This window comes from Streptomyces sp. NPDC059861, assembly GCF_042731435.1.
Taxonomy (GTDB): Bacteria; Actinomycetota; Actinomycetes; order Streptomycetales; family Streptomycetaceae; genus Streptomyces.
In genome coordinates this window covers 50878-71437 of record NZ_JBHWJQ010000012.1, presented here as the reverse complement: position 1 = coordinate 71437, position 20560 = coordinate 50878, and the positions used below count along the sequence as shown (strand labels likewise).

Here is a 20560-nt window from a genome sequence, read left to right as displayed (position 1 = left end):
CGTTCCCTCGAACGGGTCCGCTTGACCCTGCCGCAACGTCAACGTCTCTACTGAACCCATGCGGATCGGAGAACTCGCCGCTGCTGTCGGCGTCACCACGCGGACCGTGCGGCATTACCACCATCTGGGGCTGTTGCCCGAGCCCGAGCGGCTGGCCAACGGGTATCGGGACTACACGCTGCGGCACGCCGTCGTGCTGGCGCGGATCCGGCGGCTGACGGAGTTGGGGCTGGGGCTGGCCGAGGTGCGGGACGTGCTCGCGGACGACGCGGGGCGGGACCTGACCGAGGTGCTGGAGGAGCTGGACGCGGATCTGGCGCGGCAGGAGGCGGCGCTCCGGGAGCGTCGGGCGCGGCTGCGGGCGCTGCTGGACGTGGCGGAGCTGCCAGCAGAAGGGCCGGTCTCGCCCGAGTTGGCGGAGCTGTTCGCGGGCCTGGCGCCCGCCTCCGACTCCCCGATGGCCGCCAAGGACCGCGAGATCTTCGCGCTGCTGGAGACCGCCGCGGGCCCGGAGGAGCGGGAGCGGTTGCTGGCCGCCGTCGGTGGTGCGCTGAGCGGACCGGATGCCGTCGCGCGGGCGCACGAGGCGTACGCCATGCTCGACGCGCTCGCCGACACGGGGACGGATGATCCGCGAGTGGAGGCCGCGGCCCGCGCGCTCGCGGGACTGATGCCGCCCGAGCTGGCCGCCGCGGAACCCGTCGACCAGGAGCACGGCTTCCTGCGCGCCATGTACGCCGACGTCGCCCCGGCGCAGGCGGAGGCGATCCGCCGGGCGCTGCGGCTCGCCTCCGGGGGGACACGATGAGAACCACGGCGAGAACGGCGTACCGGCTCGTGTGGCATGAGGTGCAGCTCTACGTGTGTCTCGGGTTGTGGGTGGCCCGACGGCGGCAGGGCACCCGCGGCGGGCGCGCCTTCGGCTACGCGAGCGGGCAGAGCGCGCTGCTGATGGGGTTCACGTTCGTGTGCGTGGTCGAGACGGTCGTGATGTCCGTGCTGCTGTCCCGGTGGCCGGCCGTGCACCACGTGGTGGTGGTCCTGGACGTGTACACCGTGCTCTTCGTCATCGGTCTGCACGCCGCGTCCGTCGTACGGCCGCACGTGCTGGAGCCGGGGGCACTGCGGGTCCGCAAGGCCGCCCACCTCGACCTGCGGATACCGCTGGAGCGGATCGCGGCCGTCCGGCGTGAGCTGCGCCTGACGCACGTGAAGGCCGACGGCGTGCTCGATGTCGAGATCGGCGGGCAGACGACGGTCACGCTGGAGCTCACCGAGCCCGTCACGTACGTGACGTTCCTCGGCCGGCGGCGGGAGGTGAGCCTGGTGCGCGTGTACACGGACGAGGCCGACGCCCTCATCGGGGCGGTCACCCGGGCGCTCAGCGGTGATGACAGCAGGCCGTACCCTGGCGCGGAGGTCTAGAGAAGGAGAATCCGTGCTGGTCCTGCTGCCGCCCTCGGAGGGGAAGGCGTCCTCCGGCCGGGGCGCACCGCTCAAGCTGGAGTCGCTCGCGCTGCCCGAGCTGAACGGCGCCCGGGAAGCCGTCCTCGACGAGCTGGTCGAGCTGTGCACCGGCGACGAGGACAAGGCGCGCGAGGTGCTGGGGCTGAGCGAGGGACTGCGCGGCGAGGTCGCCAGGAACACCGGACTGCGCACCGACGGGGCACGGCCCGCGGGGGAGATCTACACGGGTGTGCTGTACGACGCTTTGGGCCTGGCCTCGCTGGACCCGGCCGCCAAGCGGCGTGCCGCACGGTCCCTGCTGGTGTTCTCGGGATTGTGGGGCGCGGTCCGGGTGACGGACCGGATCCCCTCGTACCGCTGCTCGATGGGCGTGAAGCTGCCCGGGCTGGGCGCGCTGGGCACGCACTGGCGTACGGCGATGGCCTCCGCGTTGCCCGAGACGGCGGGGAGCGGGCTGGTGCTGGACCTGCGGTCGTCGGCGTACGCGGCGGCGTGGAAGCCGAAGGGCGAGGTCGCGGGGCGGACGGCGACGGTACGGGTGTTGCACGCGCCGACGCGCAAGGTGGTCAGCCACTTCAACAAGGCGACCAAGGGCCGGATCGTGCGCAGCCTGCTCACGGCGGGGACGGCGCCGAAGGGGCCGGCGGAGCTGGTGGAGGTGCTGCGCGACCTCGGCTACGTGGTGGAGGCCGAGGCGCCCGCGGGGGCGGGGCGGCCCTGGTCGCTGGACGTGCTGGTGGACGAGATCCACTGAGGCCTCCGCAAAGCGCGTTGCAGCATACGCAACGCGCTTTGCGCATGCTGCACCGCCCGGGCACCATGTGGCCCATGACGGACTCCGTGCTTGATCTCGCTCCCGTGGTCCCCGTGGTCGTCCTGCCGGACGCCGCTGACGCCGTTCCGCTCGCGCGGGCGCTCGTCGCCGGGGGGCTGCCGGCGATCGAGGTGACCCTGCGGACGCCGGACGCGCTCGCCGCGATCCGGGCGATCGGCGAGGCGGTGCCGGACGCGGTGGTCGGGGCCGGGACGGTGATCACGCCGGGTCAGGTCGAGGACGCCGTGGCCGCCGGGGCGCGTTTTCTGGTGAGCCCGGGCTGGACGGACGGACTGCTGGAGGCGATGCGGCGGTCCGGGGTGCCGTATCTGCCGGGGGTGTCGACGACGTCCGAGGTGGTGGCGTTGCTGGAGCGCGGGGTGCGGGAGATGAAGTTCTTCCCCGCGGCCGCCGCGGGGGGTACGGCGTATCTGAGGTCGCTCGCCGGGCCGTTGCCGCAGGCGCGGTTCTGCCCCACGGGCGGGATCGGCCTCGCGTCGGCGCCGGAGTATCTGGCGCTGCCCAACGTCGGCTGCGTGGGCGGGAGTTGGATGGTCCCGGCGGACGCGGTGGCGGCGCGGGACTGGGCCCGGATCGAGGAGCTGGCCCGGGAGGCCGCCGCGCTCAGCGCAGGTGAGACGTGTCGTTGAGAAGGCGGACGCTGGCGTTGCCGTCGGCGTAGTACGCCACGACCGACAGGGACGCCGCCGAGAGTTCCATGCGGAACAGGGACTCGGGCGGGGCGCCCAGCGCGAGGCGTACGAGGGTCTTGACCGGGGTGACGTGCGTGACGAGCAGGACCGTGCGGCCGGCGTGGGCCGCGACCAGCTTGTCGCGGGTCGCGGCGATCCGGGTGGCGGTCGCCGCGAAGCTCTCGCCGCCGCCGGTGGGTTCGGCGTCCGGCGAGGCCAGCCAGGCGCTCAGGTCGTCGGGGTGACGCCGGCGCACCTCGGCGAAGGTGAGGCCTTCCCAGGCGCCGAAGTCGGTCTCGCGCAGCCCGTCGTCGATGCCGACCTCCAGGCCGAGGCGGGCGGCGACGATACCGGCGGTCTCGCGGGTCCGCGCGAGCGGTGACGCCACGACGGCCTGGATCGTCCCGCGCCGCGCCAGCGCTAGGGCCACCCGCTCGGCCTGCTCCCGGCCGATACCGGAGAGCGAGGGGTCGCTGCCGCCGCTGCCCGAGAAGCGCTTCTCCGGCGTGAGGGGCGTCTCGCCGTGCCGCAGCAACACGAAGGTCGCGGGCGCACCCATGTCGGGAGCACCCCAACCGACCTGGGGCGTGGCCACGTTGCGCGCGGCGTTCACATCGACCCCGGGCGGGACAGAGGAGGAACCAGGGGTCGAGACGGAGCCGGAGTCATCCCCCTCCGAGGCAAGGGGACTTGAGGACGTCTCCATGGAAGAAGCACCGGCCCCCTCCACGGAAGAAGCACCGGCCCCCGCCGCCGGCGAAGCGCCACGGCTCGCCAGGGCCGCCCGTGCCCTCGCCGCGCCCGCCGCCGCGTCCCCGGGCGGCCCCTCGGGCTCGGGGACGGCCGCTGCCGCCGGGGAAGGCGTCCAGACCTCCCCGCGCACGCCGGCGTCCATCGCCTCGTTGGCCAGGCGGTCCGCCTGCTTGTTCCGCTCGCGCGGGATCCACTCGTACGTCACCCGGCCGGGCGGGAAGATCCGTCCCGCCTCCATGGCCAGCGGCTTCATGTCGGGGTGCTTGGTCTTCCAGCGGCCGGACATCTGTTCCACGACCAGCTTGGAGTCCATCCGGACGTGCACGGTCGCGGTGGGGTCGAGGGCGTGGGCCGCGCGCAGGCCGGCCAGGAGTCCCCGGTACTCGGCGACGTTGTTCGTGACGACGTCCAGGTACTCCGCCGTCTCCGCCAGCGTCTCGCCCGTCGCGGCGTCGATCACCACGGCGCCGTAGCCCACGGGCCCCGGGTTGCCCCGGGAGCCGCCGTCCGCCTCGACGATGAACTCCCGCACCGCGACGACCCCTTACAGCCCCGACTCGGACGTGCGCACCAGGATGCGGCGGCAGTTCTCGCACCGCACCACCGTGTCCGGCGCCGCCTTGCGGATCTCGCTCAGCTCGGTGATGGCCAGCTCCTGACGGCAGCCCTGGCAGGTCCGCTGGTAGAGCTTGGCCGCGCCGATGCCGCCCTGCTGCGCGCGCAGCTTGTCGTAGAGCCCGAGCAGATCCGCCGGGACCGAGCCGGAGACGACCTCGCGCTCCTTCGTCGCCGACGCCACCGCACCGTCGATCTCCTCGAAGGTGGCGTCCCGGCGCGCGGTCGCGTCGTCGATCTTCGCCTGGACGGAGCCGACCCGCTCGGTCAGTTCGGCGACCCGCTCCTGCGCGGACTCCCGGCGCTCCATCACCTCCAGCACGACGTCCTCCAGGTCGCCCTGCCGCTTGGCGAGGGAGGCGATCTCGCGCTGGAGGTTCTCCAGGTCCTTCGGGGAGGTCACCGAGCCGGAGTCGAGGCGCTGCTGATCGCGGACGGCGCGCTGGCGCACCTGGTCGACGTCCTGCTCGGCCTTGGTCTGCTCGCGGGCGCAGTCGCTCTCCTCGGTCTGCGCGGCCACGAGCAGGTCGCGCAGCTGGACGAGGTCCTTGGACAGCGAGTCGATCTCGGCGTGCTCCGGCAGCGACTTCCGGCGGTGCGCGAGCTGCTGGAGGCGGACGTCGAGGTCCTGGACGTCGAGGAGTCGGATCTGGTCGGCGGGCGCGGCGTTCAGTTGGGGGCTCCAGGAGTTTGCGTCGGGTTGGACGCCGCGTGGGCGGTCCAGGGGTCGGTGACCGTCTTCGAGACGTGGACCCGCAGGTCCCAGCCGTGACGGTCGGAGATCTCGTCGAGCTGGGCGGCCGCCAGCTCGCACCAGGGCCACTCGGTGGCCCAGTGCGCCGCGTCGAGCAGCGCGAGGGGACTGTGGGCGCGATCCGCGAGGAACTCGGAGGCCGGGTGGTGGCGCAAATCCGCGGTGAGGAAGGCGTCGGCCCCGGCGGCCCGTACGGCGTCGAAGAGGCTGTCGCCGGAGCCGCCGCTGACGGCGACCGTGCGGATCAGGGCCTCGGGGTCGCCGGCCACGCGGACGCCCTGCGCGGTGGCGGGCAGCCGCTCGGCGGCGAGGGCCGCGAACGCGCGGAGGGTCAGGGGGTGGTCCAGTTCGCAGACCCGGCCGAGACCGCGGCGCCCCTCGGGGTCGCTCGCGTCGGGCACCAGGGGCCGCACGACCCGCAGGTCCAGCGCCCCGGCGAGCGCGTCGCTGACTCCGGGGTCGGCGCTGTCGGCGTTGGTGTGGGCGACGTGCAGCGCGATGTCGTTCTTGATGAGGGTGTGCACGACGCGGCCCTTGAAGTGGCTCGCCGCCACCGTCGTCGTACCGCGCAGGTAGAGCGGGTGGTGGGTGACCAGCAGGTCGGCGCCCAGCTTCACCGCCTCGTCGACCGTCTCCCGCACCGGGTCCACGGCGAACAGCACGCGGGTGACGTCCTGGCCGGGATCGCCCACGACCGTGCCGACCGCGTCCCAGGACTCGGCCCGCTCTGCGGGCCACAGGTTCTCCAGCGCGGCGATGACTTCAGACAGACGGGGCACGGAACACAGGCTACCTGGCCGTTCTGCGCCGTTGAACCTGTGGCGCCGCCCCCGCCCCGCTCAGCACACCCGTCCCCGTTTCCTCAGTCGAACCGCCAGATGGCCACCCTTACGTGTGAAGCGGCCGTCGGCCGGTTCCCCGCCTGTGCGTACGAAACTAGTTTCGTCGCTGGAGGTGACCGAACGATGACTGCCTGTGTTGTCGAGGCCACGGCCGGGAGCGCGGACACTCCCTCCCCGCCCCCGGGCTGCGTGATCACGGTGGACGGCACGTATGCCGCACGCCTCGCCGCGAGCGGCGACTCCTGGTTCCCGGAGCGCTGGACGCTGGACGGCCCCGAACCCTATGCCGTGCCGCTGCCCGGCAACCAGCCGGAGGAGCCCGGCACCGAGGTGCAGCCGATGAGCGACGGCCGGGTGCTCATCCGCCGCCTCGCCGCCGGCCGGCACGCCTTCTCGCTGCTCTACCCGACCGGCCCCGGCACCGGCGAGCTCCCGCTCGGCGCCGTCGAGTGCCCCGGCCCCGACACCCGGCTGCGGCTGCTGCCGCCCGCGCCGGGCGGCGACATGGCCTACGCCCTCGCCGTCGGCCCGCACTCCAGCGCCGTGTGGCTGGTCGCGGGCGGCGCGTTCGGGCCGGAGCACGTCGCCCAGGTCCCCGGGCGCTGCTCGGGCGGGGTGTGGCTGGACGGGGCCGGGCGGATGCTGGCCCTGGACCGGGAGTCCGGCGGCCGGACCAAGACGGTCGTGGTGGACCTCGGGCGCGGCGGCGAGGTGTCGCCGCTGCTCCAGATCGCCGCCGACAGCGACGACCGGCTGCTGCTCGCCGACCCCGACAGCGGACTGCTCCTCATCCGTTCCGACGCGCCCTGCCCCGGCGAGGGCGGCCGGCTGGGCTGGGGAGTGCTGGGCAGCACGCTGCCGGTGCGGTTCCCGGACTGTCTGCGGTCGGCCGCGGAGTGCGCGGTGACGCCGTTCGCGATCCAGCCGGGGCAGGTGCTGACGCCGGAGAGCTGCGGCGTGGCGCTGCGCATCGACGGCCCGGACGGCAGCTGGGTGGGCGTGTGGCGGCCGGCCGAGCGTCAGGTACGGCATCTTCCGGCGCCGCAGGGGTGGTTGGCCGGCGCCGGCCTGTGGACCAGGGACGGCGTGCTGCGGCTGCCGTACGCCGGCGAGGGGGCGGCGTGCGCGGTGGCCGAGTGGGCGGTGCCCCGGGAGGACCCGCACGCGGGCGACGGCGGCGCACCGGCGTGGGACACGGGGAACACGGGGGTCACAAGCCCGGAGGATTCGGTTCCGGACGGCGCGGCTTCAGCGGCTCGGTCAGTCGTGGAGCCGTCGGAACCGGGTCCTCCGGAGCCTGCCGCGCCACGTCCGGTGCCTTTGCAGCAGGCGCCGTTGGGCGGTCGTATGGCAAGTAGGTAACGAAGTAGTGCCGGTTGGCGTGTGCGCCTGGATCGGTCCCGAGGTGCCCTGGTTAAACTCGCCCGGCTGTGAGCAAAAGATCATGTTGACGGGGTGAATTCTTCCGATGAGAGACGCCAGCACGTCCCAGCCGCTGCCCGACACCCAGGACTCCACCGGCCAAGGCCGGCACCGGGGTCCGGTCTCGACGCACGACACCGAGTCGGCTCCTCGCGGCCGGCACCGCAAGCCGGTGGAGCAGCAGACCGAGTCGGCGGCCTGACGGAACGTCGATCAGCTGGATGCGAGGCCCCGCTCACCGTCGGGTGAGCGGGGCCTCGCCGTCCGTGTCGTACCTTTCCTCGGCTCGGCTACTCGCGCCGGAGTCCCAGCACCTCCACCGCAGCGAACGTCTCCCCCTGTTCCCGCTCGGCGAAGTGCGCGGTCAGCAGCGTGTCCAGTTCGTCGTACGTGAACGTGTCCTGCTTGCTGTCGAACTTCGCCCGCACCCGCGGCCGTTCGACGACGGCCACCATGCCGCCGTGCACGACGAGCAGCTGTCCGTTGATCCGCCCGGCGGCCGGTGCCGCCAGATAGCCGACGAGCGGCGCGACATGCTCGGGGGCGAGCGGGTCGAGGCCGGCGGCGGGTACGTCGGTGAACACGTCCTCGGTCATCCGGGTCCGGGCGCGCGGACAGATGGCGTTGGCCGTGACGCCGTACTTCGCGAGGGCGTGCGCGGTGGACGTGGTCAGCCCCACGATGCCGCCCTTGGCCGCCGCGTAGTTGGGCTGTCCGGCGGAGCCGGCGAGGAAGGCCTCCGAGGAGGTGTTCACGATCCTCCCGTACACGGTCCCGCCCGCCGCCTTGGCCCGCTCCCGCCAGTGCGCGGCGGCGAAGCGGGTGGTGCTGAAGTGGCCCTTGAGGTGGACCCGTATCACCGAGTCCCACTCGTCCTCCGCCATGGAGAAGACCATGCGGTCACGCAGGATGCCCGCGTTGTTGACCAGGATGTCGAGCTTGCCGAACTCCGCGACAGCCAATTCGACGAGCGTGGCGGCCTGTTGGTGGTCGGCCACGTCCCCGGTGTGGGTGACCGCCGTGCCGCCCGCCGCGCGGATCTCGGCGACCGTCTCCTCGGCGGGGCCGGCCGAGGCCCGTCCCGTGCCGTCCCGGCCGGGCTGCCCGTGGTCGTTGACCACGACGGCCGCGCCGAGCCGGGCCAGTTCCAGCGCCTCGGCCCGGCCCAGTCCGCGCCCGGCGCCGGTCACGATCGCGGACAGCCCCTCAAGTGGCAGTGACATACGACCCCTTCGGTGACATGCGAGCCCCTTCGCCGACGTCCGCCTCCTGCGGTTCGGGCGGTCAGATCTCGATGCAGGTGCGCAGGGAGGTGCCCGTGCGCATCTGGTCGAGGGCCTCGTTGATCTCGGCGAGCTGCACCCGGTGGGTGATCAGGCCGGCGAGGTCGATCCGGCCCGCGCGCCAGAGCGCGATCGTCCGTTCGTACGAACGCAGCACGTCGCCACCGCCGTACATCGACGGGAGGATCCGCTTCTCGTCGAAGAACAGCTCGAACATGTTGAGCTGGAGGAAGTCGTCCATGGCGCCCGCGCCGACCACGACCAGCGTGCCGCCCCGCCGGGTGGTCTCGTAGGCCGTGCGGGCGGTGGCCGACCTGCCGACCACCTCGAAGACGTAGTCGAAGCCCTCGCCGGCCGTGACCTGCTGCTTGGCGTCGGCCAGCTCGTCCGGCGCCACGGCGCGGGTGGCCCCGAACCGCAGCGCGGCCTCCCGGCGGCCGGCGACCGGGTCGACGGCGACGATCTCGGCGGCGCCCCTCAGCCGCGCGCCCTGGATCGCGGAGATGCCCACGCCCCCGCAGCCGATGACGGCGACGGACGCGCCCGCCTCCACGTCGGCCGTGTTGAGGGCGGCGCCGAGCCCGGTGGTGACCCCGCAGCCGATGAGGGCGGCGATGTCGTAGGGCACGTCGTCCGGGATGGGCACCGCGCAGCGGGCGTCGACGACGACCTCCTCGGCGAAGGTGCCGGTCCCGGCGAAGCCGAAGAGGTCCCCGCCGGGGCGCCGGTAGTTGGGGGTGCCCGCGTTCATGAAGCCGGCCAGGCACAGATGGGTCTGGCCGCGTTCGCAGGCGGGGCAGGCGCCGCAGGCGGGCAGCCAGCAGACGACGACCCGGTCGCCCGGCTTCAGACCGGTGACCCCTTCACCGACCTCGGCGATCTCGCCCGCGCCCTCGTGTCCCGGTACGAACGGTGCCGGCTGCGGCAGCACCCCGTTCATCGCGGACAGGTCCGAGTGGCACAGCCCCGTGGCGCGCACCCGGATCCTCACCTTGCCCGGTCCAAAACCCACCGTCTCGACGTCGTCGAGTATCTCCAGCTTGTCCTGGCCGATCTCGTGCAGTACGGCTGCGCGCATGGTGCGGCTCCCCTCAAGAGGCTTTCACGTGTGCTGGACGACGGTGTCGGCCAGGACCGGCGCGTCGTCCCGTTCGACCGAGCTCACGGCGACCCGTACGTCGCCCTCCTGCCGCCACATGCGGATGCGCAGGGTCTCGCCCGGATAGACCACGCCCGCGAACCGTGTGGCGTACGAGCGCACCCGGGTCACGTCGCCGCCGAGCAGCGTGTCCACGACGGCCTTGAGCGCCATGCCGTAGGTGCACAGCCCGTGCAGGATGGGCCGTTCGAAGCCGGCGACCTTGGCGAACTCGGGGTCGGCGTGCAGCGGGTTCCAGTCCCCGGAGAGGCGGTAGAGCAGGGCCTGGTCCTCACGGACGGTCCGCTCCACGGTCCGCTCGGGCGGTCCCGCGGGTGGGTCGAGGCGCACGGAGGGCCCGCGGTCGCCGCCGAATCCGCCCTCTCCCCGCAGGAAGATCTGCGCGTCGTTGGTCCACAGCGGGCCCTCGGCGTCGGCGACCTCGGTGCGCAGGACGAGGATGGCGGCCTTGCCCTTGTCGTACACGCCGGCGATGCGCGAGGTGGCGGTCGCGGTGCCCGTCGCCGGGATCGGGCGGTGCACCTGGAGCGTCTGGCCGCCGTGCAGGACGCGGGCCAGGTCGACCTCCACGCCCGGCATGGACAGCCCGCTGATCACGCCGGGCGCGCCCGAGCCGGCGACGGTGGCGAAGCTCGGCAGGACGTGCAGGCGGGATTCCAGGGTGTAGCGCAGTTCGTCGGGGTCGGTGGCGGGGAGGCCGGCGCCGATGCCGAGGTGGTAGAGCAGGACGTCCTTGGCGGTCCAGGCGATCTCGCCGGTCCGGGGTTCGGCGGCGAGCGCCTTGGCTGCGTCGATGGGCATGGGGCTCCTGAATGCTCGCGGGGCTGGGAACCTCGGTGCGACCGTCCGCACCGTCGGCCGCACCGAGGTCGTCACGAGGCCGTGAAACCCGCCCGTTCTAGAACGCGTTCCAGTACGGCGAACCTCTGTATAGCCGAGCCCGTCGGAGTTGGGAAGGCTACTGACGGCATGTCAGGTGAGCTTTGTTCATGTCTTCGCGCAGGCGGCGGCCACACCCTTGCGCCTACGCTGAGTCCGTGAACGAGATGCCCCGTGACCACCGGCCCGCCAAGTCCGTCAGGGTGCTGCTCGCCGGGGACGAGGCGATGAGCGGCGGGGGTCTCGCCGCGCTCCTCGGCCTGGTGAACGACATCCAGGTGGTCGCCCAGGTGCCGACCGGGGCCGCCCTGATGGACGCGGCCCTGGTGCACCGCCCCGATGTCGCCCTGCTCGACGTGGAACTCCCCGGCACCAGCGGCCCGGACGCCGCCACCGCCCTGCGCCGGCAGGTACCGGACTGCCGCGTGCTCCTCCTGACCACCTACGCCCGTCCCGGCGTGCTGGAACGCACCCTGGCATCGGGAGCCGCCGGCCTCCTGGTCAAGGACGGCCCCCTGGAGGATTTGGTCACGGCGATCCGCCGCGCCCTCACCGGCGAGACGGTGATCGACCCGGCCCTGGCCGGCGCGAACACCCCGACGGAACCGAGCCCGCCCGTCACCTGAGGGGCCGTGGCGGCGCCGAGGCCGCCTGCTACGACACCAACGCCCCCGGGTGTCCGGCCCTCACCGCACCCGAGCCCTTCCACCGCAGCCGCACGCCCTCACCGCACCCCCACCTTCCGCGGCAGCCAGACCGCCATCAGCGCCGCCCCCACCACCAGCACCCCCGCGCTCGCCCGGAAGGCCAGCGCGTAGCCCTCCACCAGTGCCGCGGGTCCCGCGGTGTCCGGCCCCAGGGGCGAGCTGCCCTCGGTGCGGGCCGCCGCCAGCGTCGACATCACTGCCAGTCCCAGCGAACCGCCCATCGTGCGGGAGGTGTTGACCAGGCCGGAGACCACTCCCGCCTCCCCCGGGTCCGCCCCCGACGTGGCCAGTGCGGCCAGCGGTGTCGCCGCCAGTCCGGCGCCCAGCATCATCAGGATTCCCGGGAACATGATCGCCGTCAGATACCCGCCCTCCGCGGTGATCGTCGACTGCCAGCCGAAGCCCACCGCGGCCACCACGGACCCGAGCACGGCCACGTTCCGCGCCCCCGCGCCCCGCATCAGCCGGGGCGCGAGCTTGGAGCCGACCACCACGGCCAGCGAGCTGGGCACCAGGGCGAGTCCGGCCTCCAGCGGCGTGTAGCCGAGCACGTTCTGCGCGTACAGCGTCATGAAGAACCACATGCAGAACATCGCCGAGCCGCTCAGCAGCATCGCCACGTTCGCCGACGCCACGGACCGCAGCCGGAACAGGCGCAGCGGCATCAGCGGAGCCGCCGTACGCGCCTCGACGAGCAGGAACAGCCCGATCAGCGCCAGCCCGGCGACCAGCGGCACCAGCGTCGCCGCCGCCGTCCACCCCTCGGCCTCGGTCTGCGAGATCCCGAACGCCAGCGTCCCCAGCCCCGCGGTCACCAGTACCGCGCCCGGCAGGTCCAGCCGCCGCCGCTGACCGGCCCGGCTCTCCGGCAGCCCCCAGAGCGCGCCGAGCAGGACGACCACCCCGACCGGCACGTTGATCAGCAGCACCCACCGCCACGACAGCCCGTCGACCAGCAGCCCGCCGACCAGCCCGCCCGCGGCGCCACCGCCCGCGCCGACCGCCGTCCAGGTCGCGATCGCCCGTGCCCGGGCCGCGCCCTCCGGCACGGCGGACGTGAGGATGGTCAGCGTCGAGGGCGCCAGCACGGCCGCGCCCAGCCCCTGCACCGCCCGCGCGGCCAGCAGCTCCCACCCTTCCCGGGCCAGCCCGCCGCCCAGCGAGGCCAGGGTGAACAGCGCGAGCCCGACGAGGAACATCCGCTTGCGCCCGTACAGGTCCCCGGCCCGCCCACCGAGCAGCATGAACCCGGCGAAGGCGATCGCGTACGCGTTCACCACCCACTGGAGCCCGGAGCCGCTCAGCCCCAGATCGGCGCGCATCGAGGGCAGCGCCACGTTCACGACGGACACATCGAGGACGACGAGGAACTGCCCGGAACAGGCGAGCGCGACCACCAGCCAGGCTGGGACGCCGGTGGGACGGGATATGCGGGGGTCCGCTGCGGCTCGGAGCATGGGTGCCATGCTCTCAACCGTCGCACCGGCGACGCATCGGAAATTCGGCCCACGGTTTCTCCGCCCTGCGGCGTAGGGCACCCGACCCTCCGGCATCGGCCTCATGACCTACGCGCCATCCGTGTTTGCCTAAAGTGTTTAGGCTCGTGCAGAATAGCTTTCGGTAAACAGGGAGGAAGCCCATGGCACGCGCGGGACTGACCACCGCACGCCTCACGCAGGCCGGCGCCGAGCTGGCCGACGAGGTCGGCTTCGACGAGGTGACCGTGTCCGCGCTCGCCCGCCGCTTCGACGTCAAGGTCGCGAGCCTGTACTCGCATGTGCGCAACTCCGAGGACCTCAGGACCAGGATCGCCCTGCTCGCACTGGAGGAGATGGCCGACCGCGCCGCCGACGCCCTGGCCGGGCGGGCCGGCAAGGACGCCCTCACCGCCTTCGCGGGCGTCTACCGCGACTACGCCCGTGAGCATCCCGGCCGCTACGCCGCCGCCCAGCTCAGGCTCGACCCCGAGACGGCAGCCGCGAGCGCGGGCGTCCGGCACGCCACCATGACGCGCGCCATCCTGCGCGGCTACGACCTCACGGAACCCGACCAGACCCACGCGGTCCGCCTGCTCGGCAGCGTCTTCCACGGTTACGTCAGCCTGGAGCTGGCGGGCGGCTTCAGCCACAGCGCCCCCGACTCCGAGGAGTCCTGGAACCGCATCCTCGACGCCCTGGACACCCTGCTGCGCGACTGGCCGGCGACCTGACCCCGCGACCGCGACCCCCCGCAAGCCCCGAGAGACGACACAGGCAGAGGCCATGCACTCCTGGATCACGACTCCCCTCACCCCCGCCCACCTCCGCGGCGCCCTCGACGTCGAGCACACCCCGAACGGCCTGCTCCCGCACCGGCTGCCCGCCGCCGCCCGCGCCCAGAACACCGACGCACAGCTGGAGATGGCCGAGTCCCAGCCCTCCGGCGTACGCCTGGCCCTGCGCACCCGCGCCACCGCGATCGAACTGGACACGCTCCCCACCAAGCGGGCCTACACCGGCACCCCACCGCGCCCGGACGGCGTGTACGACCTCCTGGTCGACGGCCGGCTGACCGGCCAGGCCACCGCGCCCGGCGGCAACATCGTCACGACGGACATGACGACGGGCGCCACCGCACCGCGCTCCGGGGAGCCCGGCACCGTCCGCTTCAGCGGTCTGCCCGGCCACGACAAGACCGTCGAGATCTGGCTGCCGCACAACGAGATCACCGAACTCGTCGCCCTGCGCACCGACGCCCCCGTCGAGCCCGCCCCCGACCCCGGCCGCCCGGTCTGGCTGCACCACGGCAGCTCGATCAGCCACGGCTCCGACGCCGCGAGCCCCACCACCACCTGGCCCGCGCTCGCCGCCTCCCTCGGCGGTGCAGAGCTGATCAACCTCGGCCTGAGCGGCAACGCCGTGCTGGACCCGTTCACCGCGCGCGCCCTGCGGGACACCCCCGCAGACCTGATCAGCGTCAAGATCGGGATCAATCTGGTCAACCTCGACGTGATGCGGCTGCGCGCCTTCACGCCCGCCGTGCACGGCTTCCTGGACACGATCCGCGAGGGGCACCCCACCACGCCGCTCCTCGTCGTCTCCCCCCTCCTGTGCCCCATGCACGAGGACACCCCCGGCCCCTGCCTCTTCGACTTCAGCGAGCTGGGCGCGGGCCGGCTCCGGTTCCGGGCGGCGGGCGACCCGTCGGAGACAGCTGCCGGCAAGCTCACCCTGAACGTCATCCGTACCGAACTGTCACGAATCGTCCAGCAGCGCGCGGCCGACGACCCCCACCTCCACCACCTCGACGGTCGTGAGCTCTACGGCGAGGCCGACCACGCCGAGCTCCCCCTCCCGGACGACCTGCACCCCGACGCCGCCACCCACCGCCGTATCGGCGAGCGTTTCGCCGCGTTCGCCTTCGGCGCGGACGGGCCCTTCGCGTGACGTGACGGCCTCCGGGCGGACTGACGAAAGATCAGTTCCCCATGAGTCGGTCAAGGATTCGTTAGTGTCCCGAAGCACCGGAATAGTTGCCCGAGGGCACGGGGTTCACCATGAACGTACCGACGATCTTCTTCCGGCCGGAGGCCCCACCCCATGACGCTCACGACGACCGGCCGGCCCACCGCCGGAGCGGGCGGAGCCGTCGTCCCCGTGCTCGCCTTCGCGGGCATCGTGGTCGCGGTGATGCAGACCCTGCTCGTCCCGGTCATCAAGGACCTGCCGCAACTGCTGGACACCTCGCCCAGCAACGCCACCTGGGTCCTGACGTCGACTCTCCTCTCGGGCGCCGTGGCCACCCCGATCATGGGCCGCCTCGGCGACCTGTACGGCAAGCGGCGCCTGCTCGTGCTGAGCCTCACCGTGATGGTATTCGGCGCGCTGCTCAGCGCGCTCAGCAGCACCCTGCTCCCGATGATCGTCGGCCGTACGCTCCAGGGCTTCGCGATGGGCGCGATCCCGCTCGGCATCGGGCTGATGCGCGACATGCTGTCGCGCGAGCGGCTCGGCTCGGCCATGGCGCTGATGAGTTCCTCGATAGGCGTCGGCGGCGGCCTCGCCCTGCCCGCCGCGGCCCTGGTCGCCCAGAACACCGACTGGCACGTCCTCTTCTACGGCGCCGCGGGCCTCGGCGTCGTCGCCATCGCCCTCACCTTCGTCGCCGTACCGGAGTCCCCGGTCCGCGCGCGGGGCGGCTTCGACGTGCTGGGCGCGCTCGGGCTGTCCCTCGGGCTGGTGCTGTTCCTGCTCCCGATCACCAAGGGCAGCGACTGGGGCTGGTCGTCGGCCACCACGCTCGGCCTGTTCGGTGCCGCCGCCGGCGTCCTGCTCCTGTGGGGCCTGCTGGAGCTGCGCGTCTCCTCGCCGCTGGTGGACCTGCGCACCACCGTCCGCCGCGAGGTGCTGCTCACCAACCTCGCGTCGATCATGGTCGGGGTCTCGTTCTTCGTCGTCTCCCTCGTCCTGCCCCAGCTCCTCCAGCTCCCCGCCGCCACCGGCTACGGCCTCGGCCAGTCGATGGTCGTCGCGGGTCTGTGCGTGGCCCCGCTGGGCCTGACGATGATGTTCACCGCCCCGGTCTACGCCCGCTTGTCCGCCCGCTACGGCCCGCGCACCACGCTGATCATCGGCCTCCTGGTCATCGCCCTCGGCTACGCCGGCGGCCTCGGCCTGATGAACGCCGCCTGGCAGACCGTCATCACCTCGGTGATCCTCGGCGCGGGCATCGGCCTCGCCTACTCCTCGCTGCCCGCACTGATCGTCGGCGCGGTCCCGGCGTCGGAGACGGGCGCGGCGAACGGCCTCAACACCCTGATGCGGTCCATCGGCACGTCCGTCTCCAGCGCCGTCATCGGCATGGTGCTGGCCAACACCGCGAACACCGTCGGCGGCGTGGAGATCCCCACCATGCAGGGCTTCCGGGTCTCCTTCCTGATCGCGACCGGAGCCGTCGGCATCGGCCTGGTCCTGGCCTTCTGCCTGCCCCGGCGCCGCCCCTCGGACCTGCCGCAGCTGCGGGCGAGCAGTGAGGAGGACGCCAACCTGGAGCGCGCGGTCGCGGCACTCGGCGGCTTCCGCGGCCGGGTCCTGGCAGCCGACGGCACACCGGTCGCCCGCGCCAAGGTCACGCTGATCGACCGGCGGGGCCGGCACGCGGGCGCGACCCTGTCCGCCGAGGACGGCAGCTACGCGCTGACGGTCCCGGCCGAGGGCTCGTACGTCCTCGCCGCCCAGGCGGCCGGACACAGTCCTCTCGCCTCCGCCGCGACCCACTCCGGCGACGCCGACCCGATCGACCTGGACCTCGCCCTCCCCGGCAGGACGGTCACGGCCTGAGCCTCTCCCCGCACCCCCACCCGCACCCCCGGTCACCGCATCGACCGGGGGTGCGGCAGCATGGGCGCCCAGACACACGTACGACCGGAAGGCTCCTGCGATGACCGCGGCACCCCCGCCCGAGATCCTGGCCGCGTTCGAGGCGGCGAAGGGATTCATGCCCGCGGGTGAGGGCCTGGCCCTGTACGCGGCGGCCGTCGAGGCCGGGCGGCTCGGGCTGCCGCTGCTGGAGGTCGGCACCTACTGCGGCCGCTCGACGATCCTGCTCGGTGACGCCGCCCGCGCGGCCGGCGTCACCGCGCTCACGGTCGACCACCACCGCGGCAGCGAGGAGCAGCAGCCGGGCTGGGACTACCACGACCCCGAGACCGTCGACCCCGAGCTCGGCCTGATGGACACCCTGCCCACCTTCCGCCGCGCCCTGCACCGGGCCGGCCTGGAGGAGCACGTGGTGGCACTGGTGGGCCGCTCTCCCCAGGTGGCGAGGATCTGGCGGACGCCCCTCGGTCTGGTCTTCGTCGACGGCGGCCACACCGACGAGCACGCCACCGCCGACTACGAGGGCTGGGCGCCGCACGTCGCGGACGGCGGCCTGCTCGTCATCCACGACGTCTTCCCCGACCCCGCCGACGAGTTCACCGGCCAGGCCCCGTACCGGATCTACCTTCGCGCCCTCGCCTCGGGCGCCTTCACGGAGGTCTCGGCGACGGACTCGCTGCGGGTGCTGCGGCGCACCAGCGCCGGGATCTGATCCGGCCGCCACCCGGAGGGACGTACACAAACAGGGGCGGTGGCGTCCCGGCCGCTAGGGTGGCAAGCGTGTCGTACACAGGTCCGGAGTTCGATTCGTCCACGCCCCGCCGCTCTCGCCGCCGGGCGATGACCGTCGCCGTCGCGGCCCTGGTGCCCGGCGCACTCCTCGGGTGGGGGGTGTACGAGGCGGTGGGTGACACCGGCGGTTCGGGAGCGGGGCGCACGGAGGCCGAGGCGCCCTCCACGGCCCGGTCGTTCCCCTCGTCGGCGTCCGCCTCGTCCGCCGCCCCGTCGGGCGAGGGCCGCTCGCCCGACGGGAAGCCCGCCCCCGCGCCCTCACGCGCGGGCGCGCTGCAGGGCAAGGTCGTCGTCATCGACCCCGGTCACAACCCGCACAACTTCCAGCACACGGCCGAGATCAACCGCAAGGTCGACATCGGGACGACCCAGAAGGAATGCGACACGACCGGCACGGCGACCAACGCGGGTTACACGGAGGCCGAGTTCACCCTCGACGTCGCCCGCCGGCTGCGCGCGGCCCTTCAGGAGCAGGGCGCCACGGTGCGGCTGACGCAGAACGGCGACCGCGAGTACGGGCCGTGCATCGACGAACGGGCGCGGATCGGCAACGAGGAGAAGGCCGACGCGGTCGTCTCCCTCCACGCGGACGGGTCCGGGACCGGGAACCGCGGGTTCCATGTCATCCTCCCCGCGTCCGTGCACGCGGGGGCCGCCGACACCCGGCCGATCGTCGCGCCGTCGCGTGAACTCGGCGCGCGCATCGCGGGAAGTTTCGTCCGCGCCACCGGCAGCGCGCCCTCCAACTACGTCGGGAGCGGCACCGGTCTCGTCACGCGTCAGGACCTGGGCGGTCTCAATCTGTCAACGGTTCCGAAGGTGTTCATCGAGTGCGGCAACATGCGCGATAGCAAGGACGCGGCACTGCTGATCAGCGGAGCCTGGCGGCAGAAGGCGGCGCAAGGGATCTCTGAGGGAATCGTGAGTTTCCTGCGCGGGTAGTGACAGGTGCGATCATCCCGGCGGACAGGTCGTTCGTACGGACGATAGTGTCGTCTCTACGATGAGGGGCCACCCCCGCGCTTGACACCCTGGGCCTTCGGGCAACTCGGTGACAGCGACGCCTCTACCGACGACGAGACGACCTGCGAAGGACCTGAAGTGAATATCCGCTCCCTCACTCGAGGCGACGGCGTGGTGATCGGAGCAGCGGTGTTGCTCTTCATCGCGTCGTTCCTCGGCTTCTACTCGTCCGACGGCGCCCCGGACGGCCTGGACATGCCCAGCCTGTGGGGCAGCGGCCCGGTGCTGATGGGCGTCGTGCTGGCTGGTCTCATCGGCGCCGCGCTCGTGGTCGTCGGCCACGGGCTGCCGCAGGCCCCCAAGGTCGCGGGGCTCGACCTCGGCCAGTTCGGCGTCGCCTTCACGGTGTTCGCCGCGTGGAGCGCGCTCGGCAACGTCTTCGACCCGGCGAGCGCCGCCAACAACTTCGGCGGAGACTCCTCCGACGGCCCCGACGCCGGCACGGGCTTGATCCTCGCCCTCGTCGCCACGCTGATCATGGCTGCCGCGGCCGTCGCCACCCCGCTGGTCCCCGCCCTCAAGGGCGCCCTCCTCCCGGCCCCCCGCCCGGCCGCCCCCCAGCCCTACGGCGGTCCGCCGCAGGGTGGTTACGGCTACCCGGGTGCCCAGCAGCCCGCCGGGTACGGTCAGCCGCAGCCGGGGCAGCCCGCTCAGCCCTACGGCCAGCCGCAGCAACCGCCCGCGTCCGGCGGGGAATTCTCCCCGTTCTGGTTCGCGGTGCCGGTGCCGCGTCCGCTGTTCGGGGAGGACGGCTCGCCGTCCCCGATCGCCGAACTCGCCCCGGGTACCTGGTACCTGGCCGTCGAGCAGCGCGGTCAGGCGCTGGTCGCGCAGACGCAGGACGGCCGTCGCGGTGTCCTCCAGGACACCAGCGGCATCCAGCGCGGCTGATCCGCCCGCCGTACGCGCGGCCCCTCGCCCTTCCGGGCGGGGGGCCGTTGTCGTACAGTCGCCCCTCGGACAGCTGACCCTGCGTCAGGAGGCGGTATGCGGCTCGGTCTCGCGCTCGGCTACTGGGGCCGCGGCCCCTCCCCCGACCACCTCACGCTGGCCCGGGAGGCCGAGCGGCTCGGGTACGACTCCGTGTGGACGGCCGAGTCCTGGGGCTCGGACGCCTTCACCCCGCTGACCTGGCTCGCCGCTCACACCTCGACCATCAGGCTCGGCACCGCCGTTGCCCAGATGGCCGCCCGCCCGCCGACGACCACCGCCATGCACGCCCTCACCCTCGACCATCTCTCCGGCGGCCGGATGATGCTGGGCCTGGGGCTGTCGGGGCCGCAGGTGGTGGAGGGCTGGTACGGGCGGCCGTTCCCGTCCTCGCCGCTGACCGCGACCCGGGAGTACGTCGACGTGGTACGGCAGGTGTTCGCGCGCCGGGCGCCGGTCGAACTGGACGGGCGGTTCCACGCCCACCCGTACCGGGGCCCGGACGGCACCGGCCTCGGCAAGGCACTGAGGCCCATCACACACCCCCTGCGCCCCGATCTGCCCGTCCTGCTGGGCGCGGAGGGCCCCAAGAACATCGCGCAGACCACCCGGATCGCCGACGGCTGGCTGCCCCTGTACTGGTCACCGCTGCGCACCGAGGTGTACGAGTCGTCCCTGGCCGGCGCCCCCGAGGGCTTCCTCGTGGCGCCGCTGGCCCAGGCGCGGGTCTGCCAGGACGTCGCGGAGGGGCTGTTGCCGGTCAAGACCATGCTCGGCTTCTACATCGGCGGGATGGGCCACGCGCGGCGCAACTTCCACGCCGAGCTGATGGCGCGCATGGGGTACGGGGAGGAGGCCCGGCGGGTCCAGGAGCTGTTCCTCGCCGGGCGGCGCGAGGAGGCCGTGCGGGCCGTGCCCGACGCGTTCGCGGACGAGATCTCGCTCGTCGGCCCCCGGGAACGCGTCGCGCAGCGGCTGGAGTTGTGGCGCAAGGGCCCGGTGACCGACCTGCTGGTGCTGGCCCCGGACCCGCACACCCTGCGGGTGCTGGCCGAGCTGAACTCCTGACGG

General features: G+C 73.2%; 20 protein-coding genes and 1 pseudogene. 14 read left to right on the top strand and 7 right to left on the bottom strand.

The features are described from left to right. Positions 1-58 precede the first annotated feature (58 nt). From ACFV6X_RS13410 to eda, 4 genes are all read left to right on the top strand, one after another. Positions 59-808, top strand: a complete 750-nt coding sequence (locus tag ACFV6X_RS13410; protein WP_385382012.1) for a MerR family transcriptional regulator — start codon at positions 59-61, stop codon at positions 806-808. Next, a complete protein-coding gene (locus tag ACFV6X_RS13405; RefSeq protein ID WP_385382009.1) occupies positions 805-1425 on the top strand; it encodes a hypothetical protein in 621 nt (206 codons plus the stop codon). The genes ACFV6X_RS13410 and ACFV6X_RS13405 overlap by 4 nt, the downstream gene beginning before the upstream one ends. Positions 1426-1438: 13 nt before the next feature. Next, positions 1439-2221, top strand: coding sequence for a peroxide stress protein YaaA (gene yaaA / locus ACFV6X_RS13400; RefSeq protein WP_385382006.1), 783 nt, complete (start codon positions 1439-1441; stop codon positions 2219-2221). Between the two features lie 65 nt (positions 2222-2286). After that, entirely contained in the window at positions 2287-2931 is a 645-nt protein-coding gene (gene eda, locus ACFV6X_RS13395) for a bifunctional 4-hydroxy-2-oxoglutarate aldolase/2-dehydro-3-deoxy-phosphogluconate aldolase (protein ID WP_385382314.1), read from the top strand. Here eda and ACFV6X_RS13390 read toward each other — a convergent pair. Genes ACFV6X_RS13390 through ACFV6X_RS13380 form a run of 3 tightly spaced genes read right to left on the bottom strand, consistent with a single transcriptional unit; the run spans position 2906 to position 5874 of the window. Continuing rightward, positions 2906-4258 (bottom strand): bifunctional RNase H/acid phosphatase, encoded by a 1353-nt coding sequence (locus tag ACFV6X_RS13390; RefSeq protein ID WP_385382003.1) that lies wholly within the window; start codon positions 4256-4258, stop codon positions 2906-2908. The genes eda and ACFV6X_RS13390 overlap by 26 nt on opposite strands. A gap of 12 nt (positions 4259-4270) precedes the next feature. Next, positions 4271-5014: a zinc ribbon domain-containing protein gene (locus ACFV6X_RS13385; RefSeq protein WP_385382311.1), complete on the bottom strand. Its 744-nt coding sequence runs from the start codon at positions 5012-5014 to the stop codon at positions 4271-4273. Continuing rightward, positions 5011-5874: a Nif3-like dinuclear metal center hexameric protein gene (locus ACFV6X_RS13380; protein ID WP_385382000.1), complete on the bottom strand. Its 864-nt coding sequence runs from the start codon at positions 5872-5874 to the stop codon at positions 5011-5013. Before ACFV6X_RS13380 ends, ACFV6X_RS13385 begins: the two co-directional genes overlap by 4 nt. A gap of 186 nt (positions 5875-6060) precedes the next feature. Between ACFV6X_RS13380 and ACFV6X_RS13375 the strand changes: the two genes are divergently transcribed. Then, a complete protein-coding gene (locus ACFV6X_RS13375; protein ID WP_385381997.1) occupies positions 6061-7299 on the top strand; it encodes a hypothetical protein in 1239 nt (412 codons plus the stop codon). A gap of 106 nt (positions 7300-7405) precedes the next feature. Beyond that, positions 7406-7561 carry a hypothetical protein gene (locus ACFV6X_RS13370; protein ID WP_385381994.1) on the top strand — a complete coding sequence of 52 codons (156 nt, stop codon included), beginning with the start codon at positions 7406-7408 and terminating at the stop codon, positions 7559-7561. 88 nt (positions 7562-7649) lie between these two features. On the opposite strand, the gene ACFV6X_RS13365 is transcribed toward ACFV6X_RS13370, so the two are convergent. The 3 genes from ACFV6X_RS13365 to ACFV6X_RS13355 all read right to left on the bottom strand — a co-directional run bounded on the left by ACFV6X_RS13365 (position 7650) and on the right by ACFV6X_RS13355 (position 10602). After that, positions 7650-8582 carry a 3-oxoacyl-ACP reductase gene (locus ACFV6X_RS13365; RefSeq protein ID WP_385381992.1) on the bottom strand — a complete coding sequence of 311 codons (933 nt, stop codon included), beginning with the start codon at positions 8580-8582 and terminating at the stop codon, positions 7650-7652. Between the two features lie 61 nt (positions 8583-8643). Continuing rightward, positions 8644-9720, bottom strand: a complete 1077-nt coding sequence (locus tag ACFV6X_RS13360) for a Zn-dependent alcohol dehydrogenase (protein ID WP_385381989.1) — start codon at positions 9718-9720, stop codon at positions 8644-8646. A 24-nt stretch (positions 9721-9744) separates the two neighbouring features. Further along, complete coding sequence (locus tag ACFV6X_RS13355) at positions 9745-10602, bottom strand: MaoC/PaaZ C-terminal domain-containing protein (protein ID WP_385381986.1); 858 nt, start codon at positions 10600-10602, stop codon at positions 9745-9747. A 245-nt stretch (positions 10603-10847) separates the two neighbouring features. Here ACFV6X_RS13355 and ACFV6X_RS13350 point away from each other — a divergent pair. Further along, positions 10848-11294 (top strand): annotated as a pseudogene (locus tag ACFV6X_RS13350) (response regulator); the annotation flags it as partial. 110 nt (positions 11295-11404) lie between these two features. Here ACFV6X_RS13350 and ACFV6X_RS13345 read toward each other — a convergent pair. Continuing rightward, entirely contained in the window at positions 11405-12853 is a 1449-nt protein-coding gene (locus ACFV6X_RS13345) for an MFS transporter (RefSeq protein ID WP_385381983.1), read from the bottom strand. A 173-nt stretch (positions 12854-13026) separates the two neighbouring features. On the opposite strand from ACFV6X_RS13345, the gene ACFV6X_RS13340 reads away from it, so the two are divergent. The 7 genes from ACFV6X_RS13340 (at position 13027) to ACFV6X_RS13310 (ending at position 20557) form a co-directional block, all read left to right on the top strand. Beyond that, complete coding sequence (locus tag ACFV6X_RS13340; protein ID WP_385381980.1) at positions 13027-13596, top strand: TetR/AcrR family transcriptional regulator; 570 nt, start codon at positions 13027-13029, stop codon at positions 13594-13596. Between the two features lie 52 nt (positions 13597-13648). Further along, positions 13649-14812 (top strand): GDSL-type esterase/lipase family protein, encoded by a 1164-nt coding sequence (locus tag ACFV6X_RS13335; RefSeq protein ID WP_385381977.1) that lies wholly within the window; start codon positions 13649-13651, stop codon positions 14810-14812. Positions 14813-14965: 153 nt separating this feature from the next. Continuing rightward, complete coding sequence (locus ACFV6X_RS13330; protein ID WP_385381974.1) at positions 14966-16705, top strand: MFS transporter; 1740 nt, start codon at positions 14966-14968, stop codon at positions 16703-16705. A gap of 100 nt (positions 16706-16805) precedes the next feature. After that, on the top strand, positions 16806-17456 hold the full coding sequence (locus ACFV6X_RS13325; protein ID WP_385381971.1) for a class I SAM-dependent methyltransferase: 651 nt from the start codon (positions 16806-16808) through the stop codon (positions 17454-17456). Between the two features lie 68 nt (positions 17457-17524). Next, on the top strand, positions 17525-18478 hold the full coding sequence (locus ACFV6X_RS13320) for an N-acetylmuramoyl-L-alanine amidase (protein ID WP_385381968.1): 954 nt from the start codon (positions 17525-17527) through the stop codon (positions 18476-18478). A gap of 159 nt (positions 18479-18637) precedes the next feature. Continuing rightward, positions 18638-19450: a hypothetical protein gene (locus ACFV6X_RS13315; RefSeq protein ID WP_385381966.1), complete on the top strand. Its 813-nt coding sequence runs from the start codon at positions 18638-18640 to the stop codon at positions 19448-19450. A 96-nt stretch (positions 19451-19546) separates the two neighbouring features. Then, positions 19547-20557, top strand: a complete 1011-nt coding sequence (locus ACFV6X_RS13310) for an LLM class F420-dependent oxidoreductase (RefSeq protein ID WP_385381963.1) — start codon at positions 19547-19549, stop codon at positions 20555-20557. Positions 20558-20560: the final 3 nt, after the last annotated feature.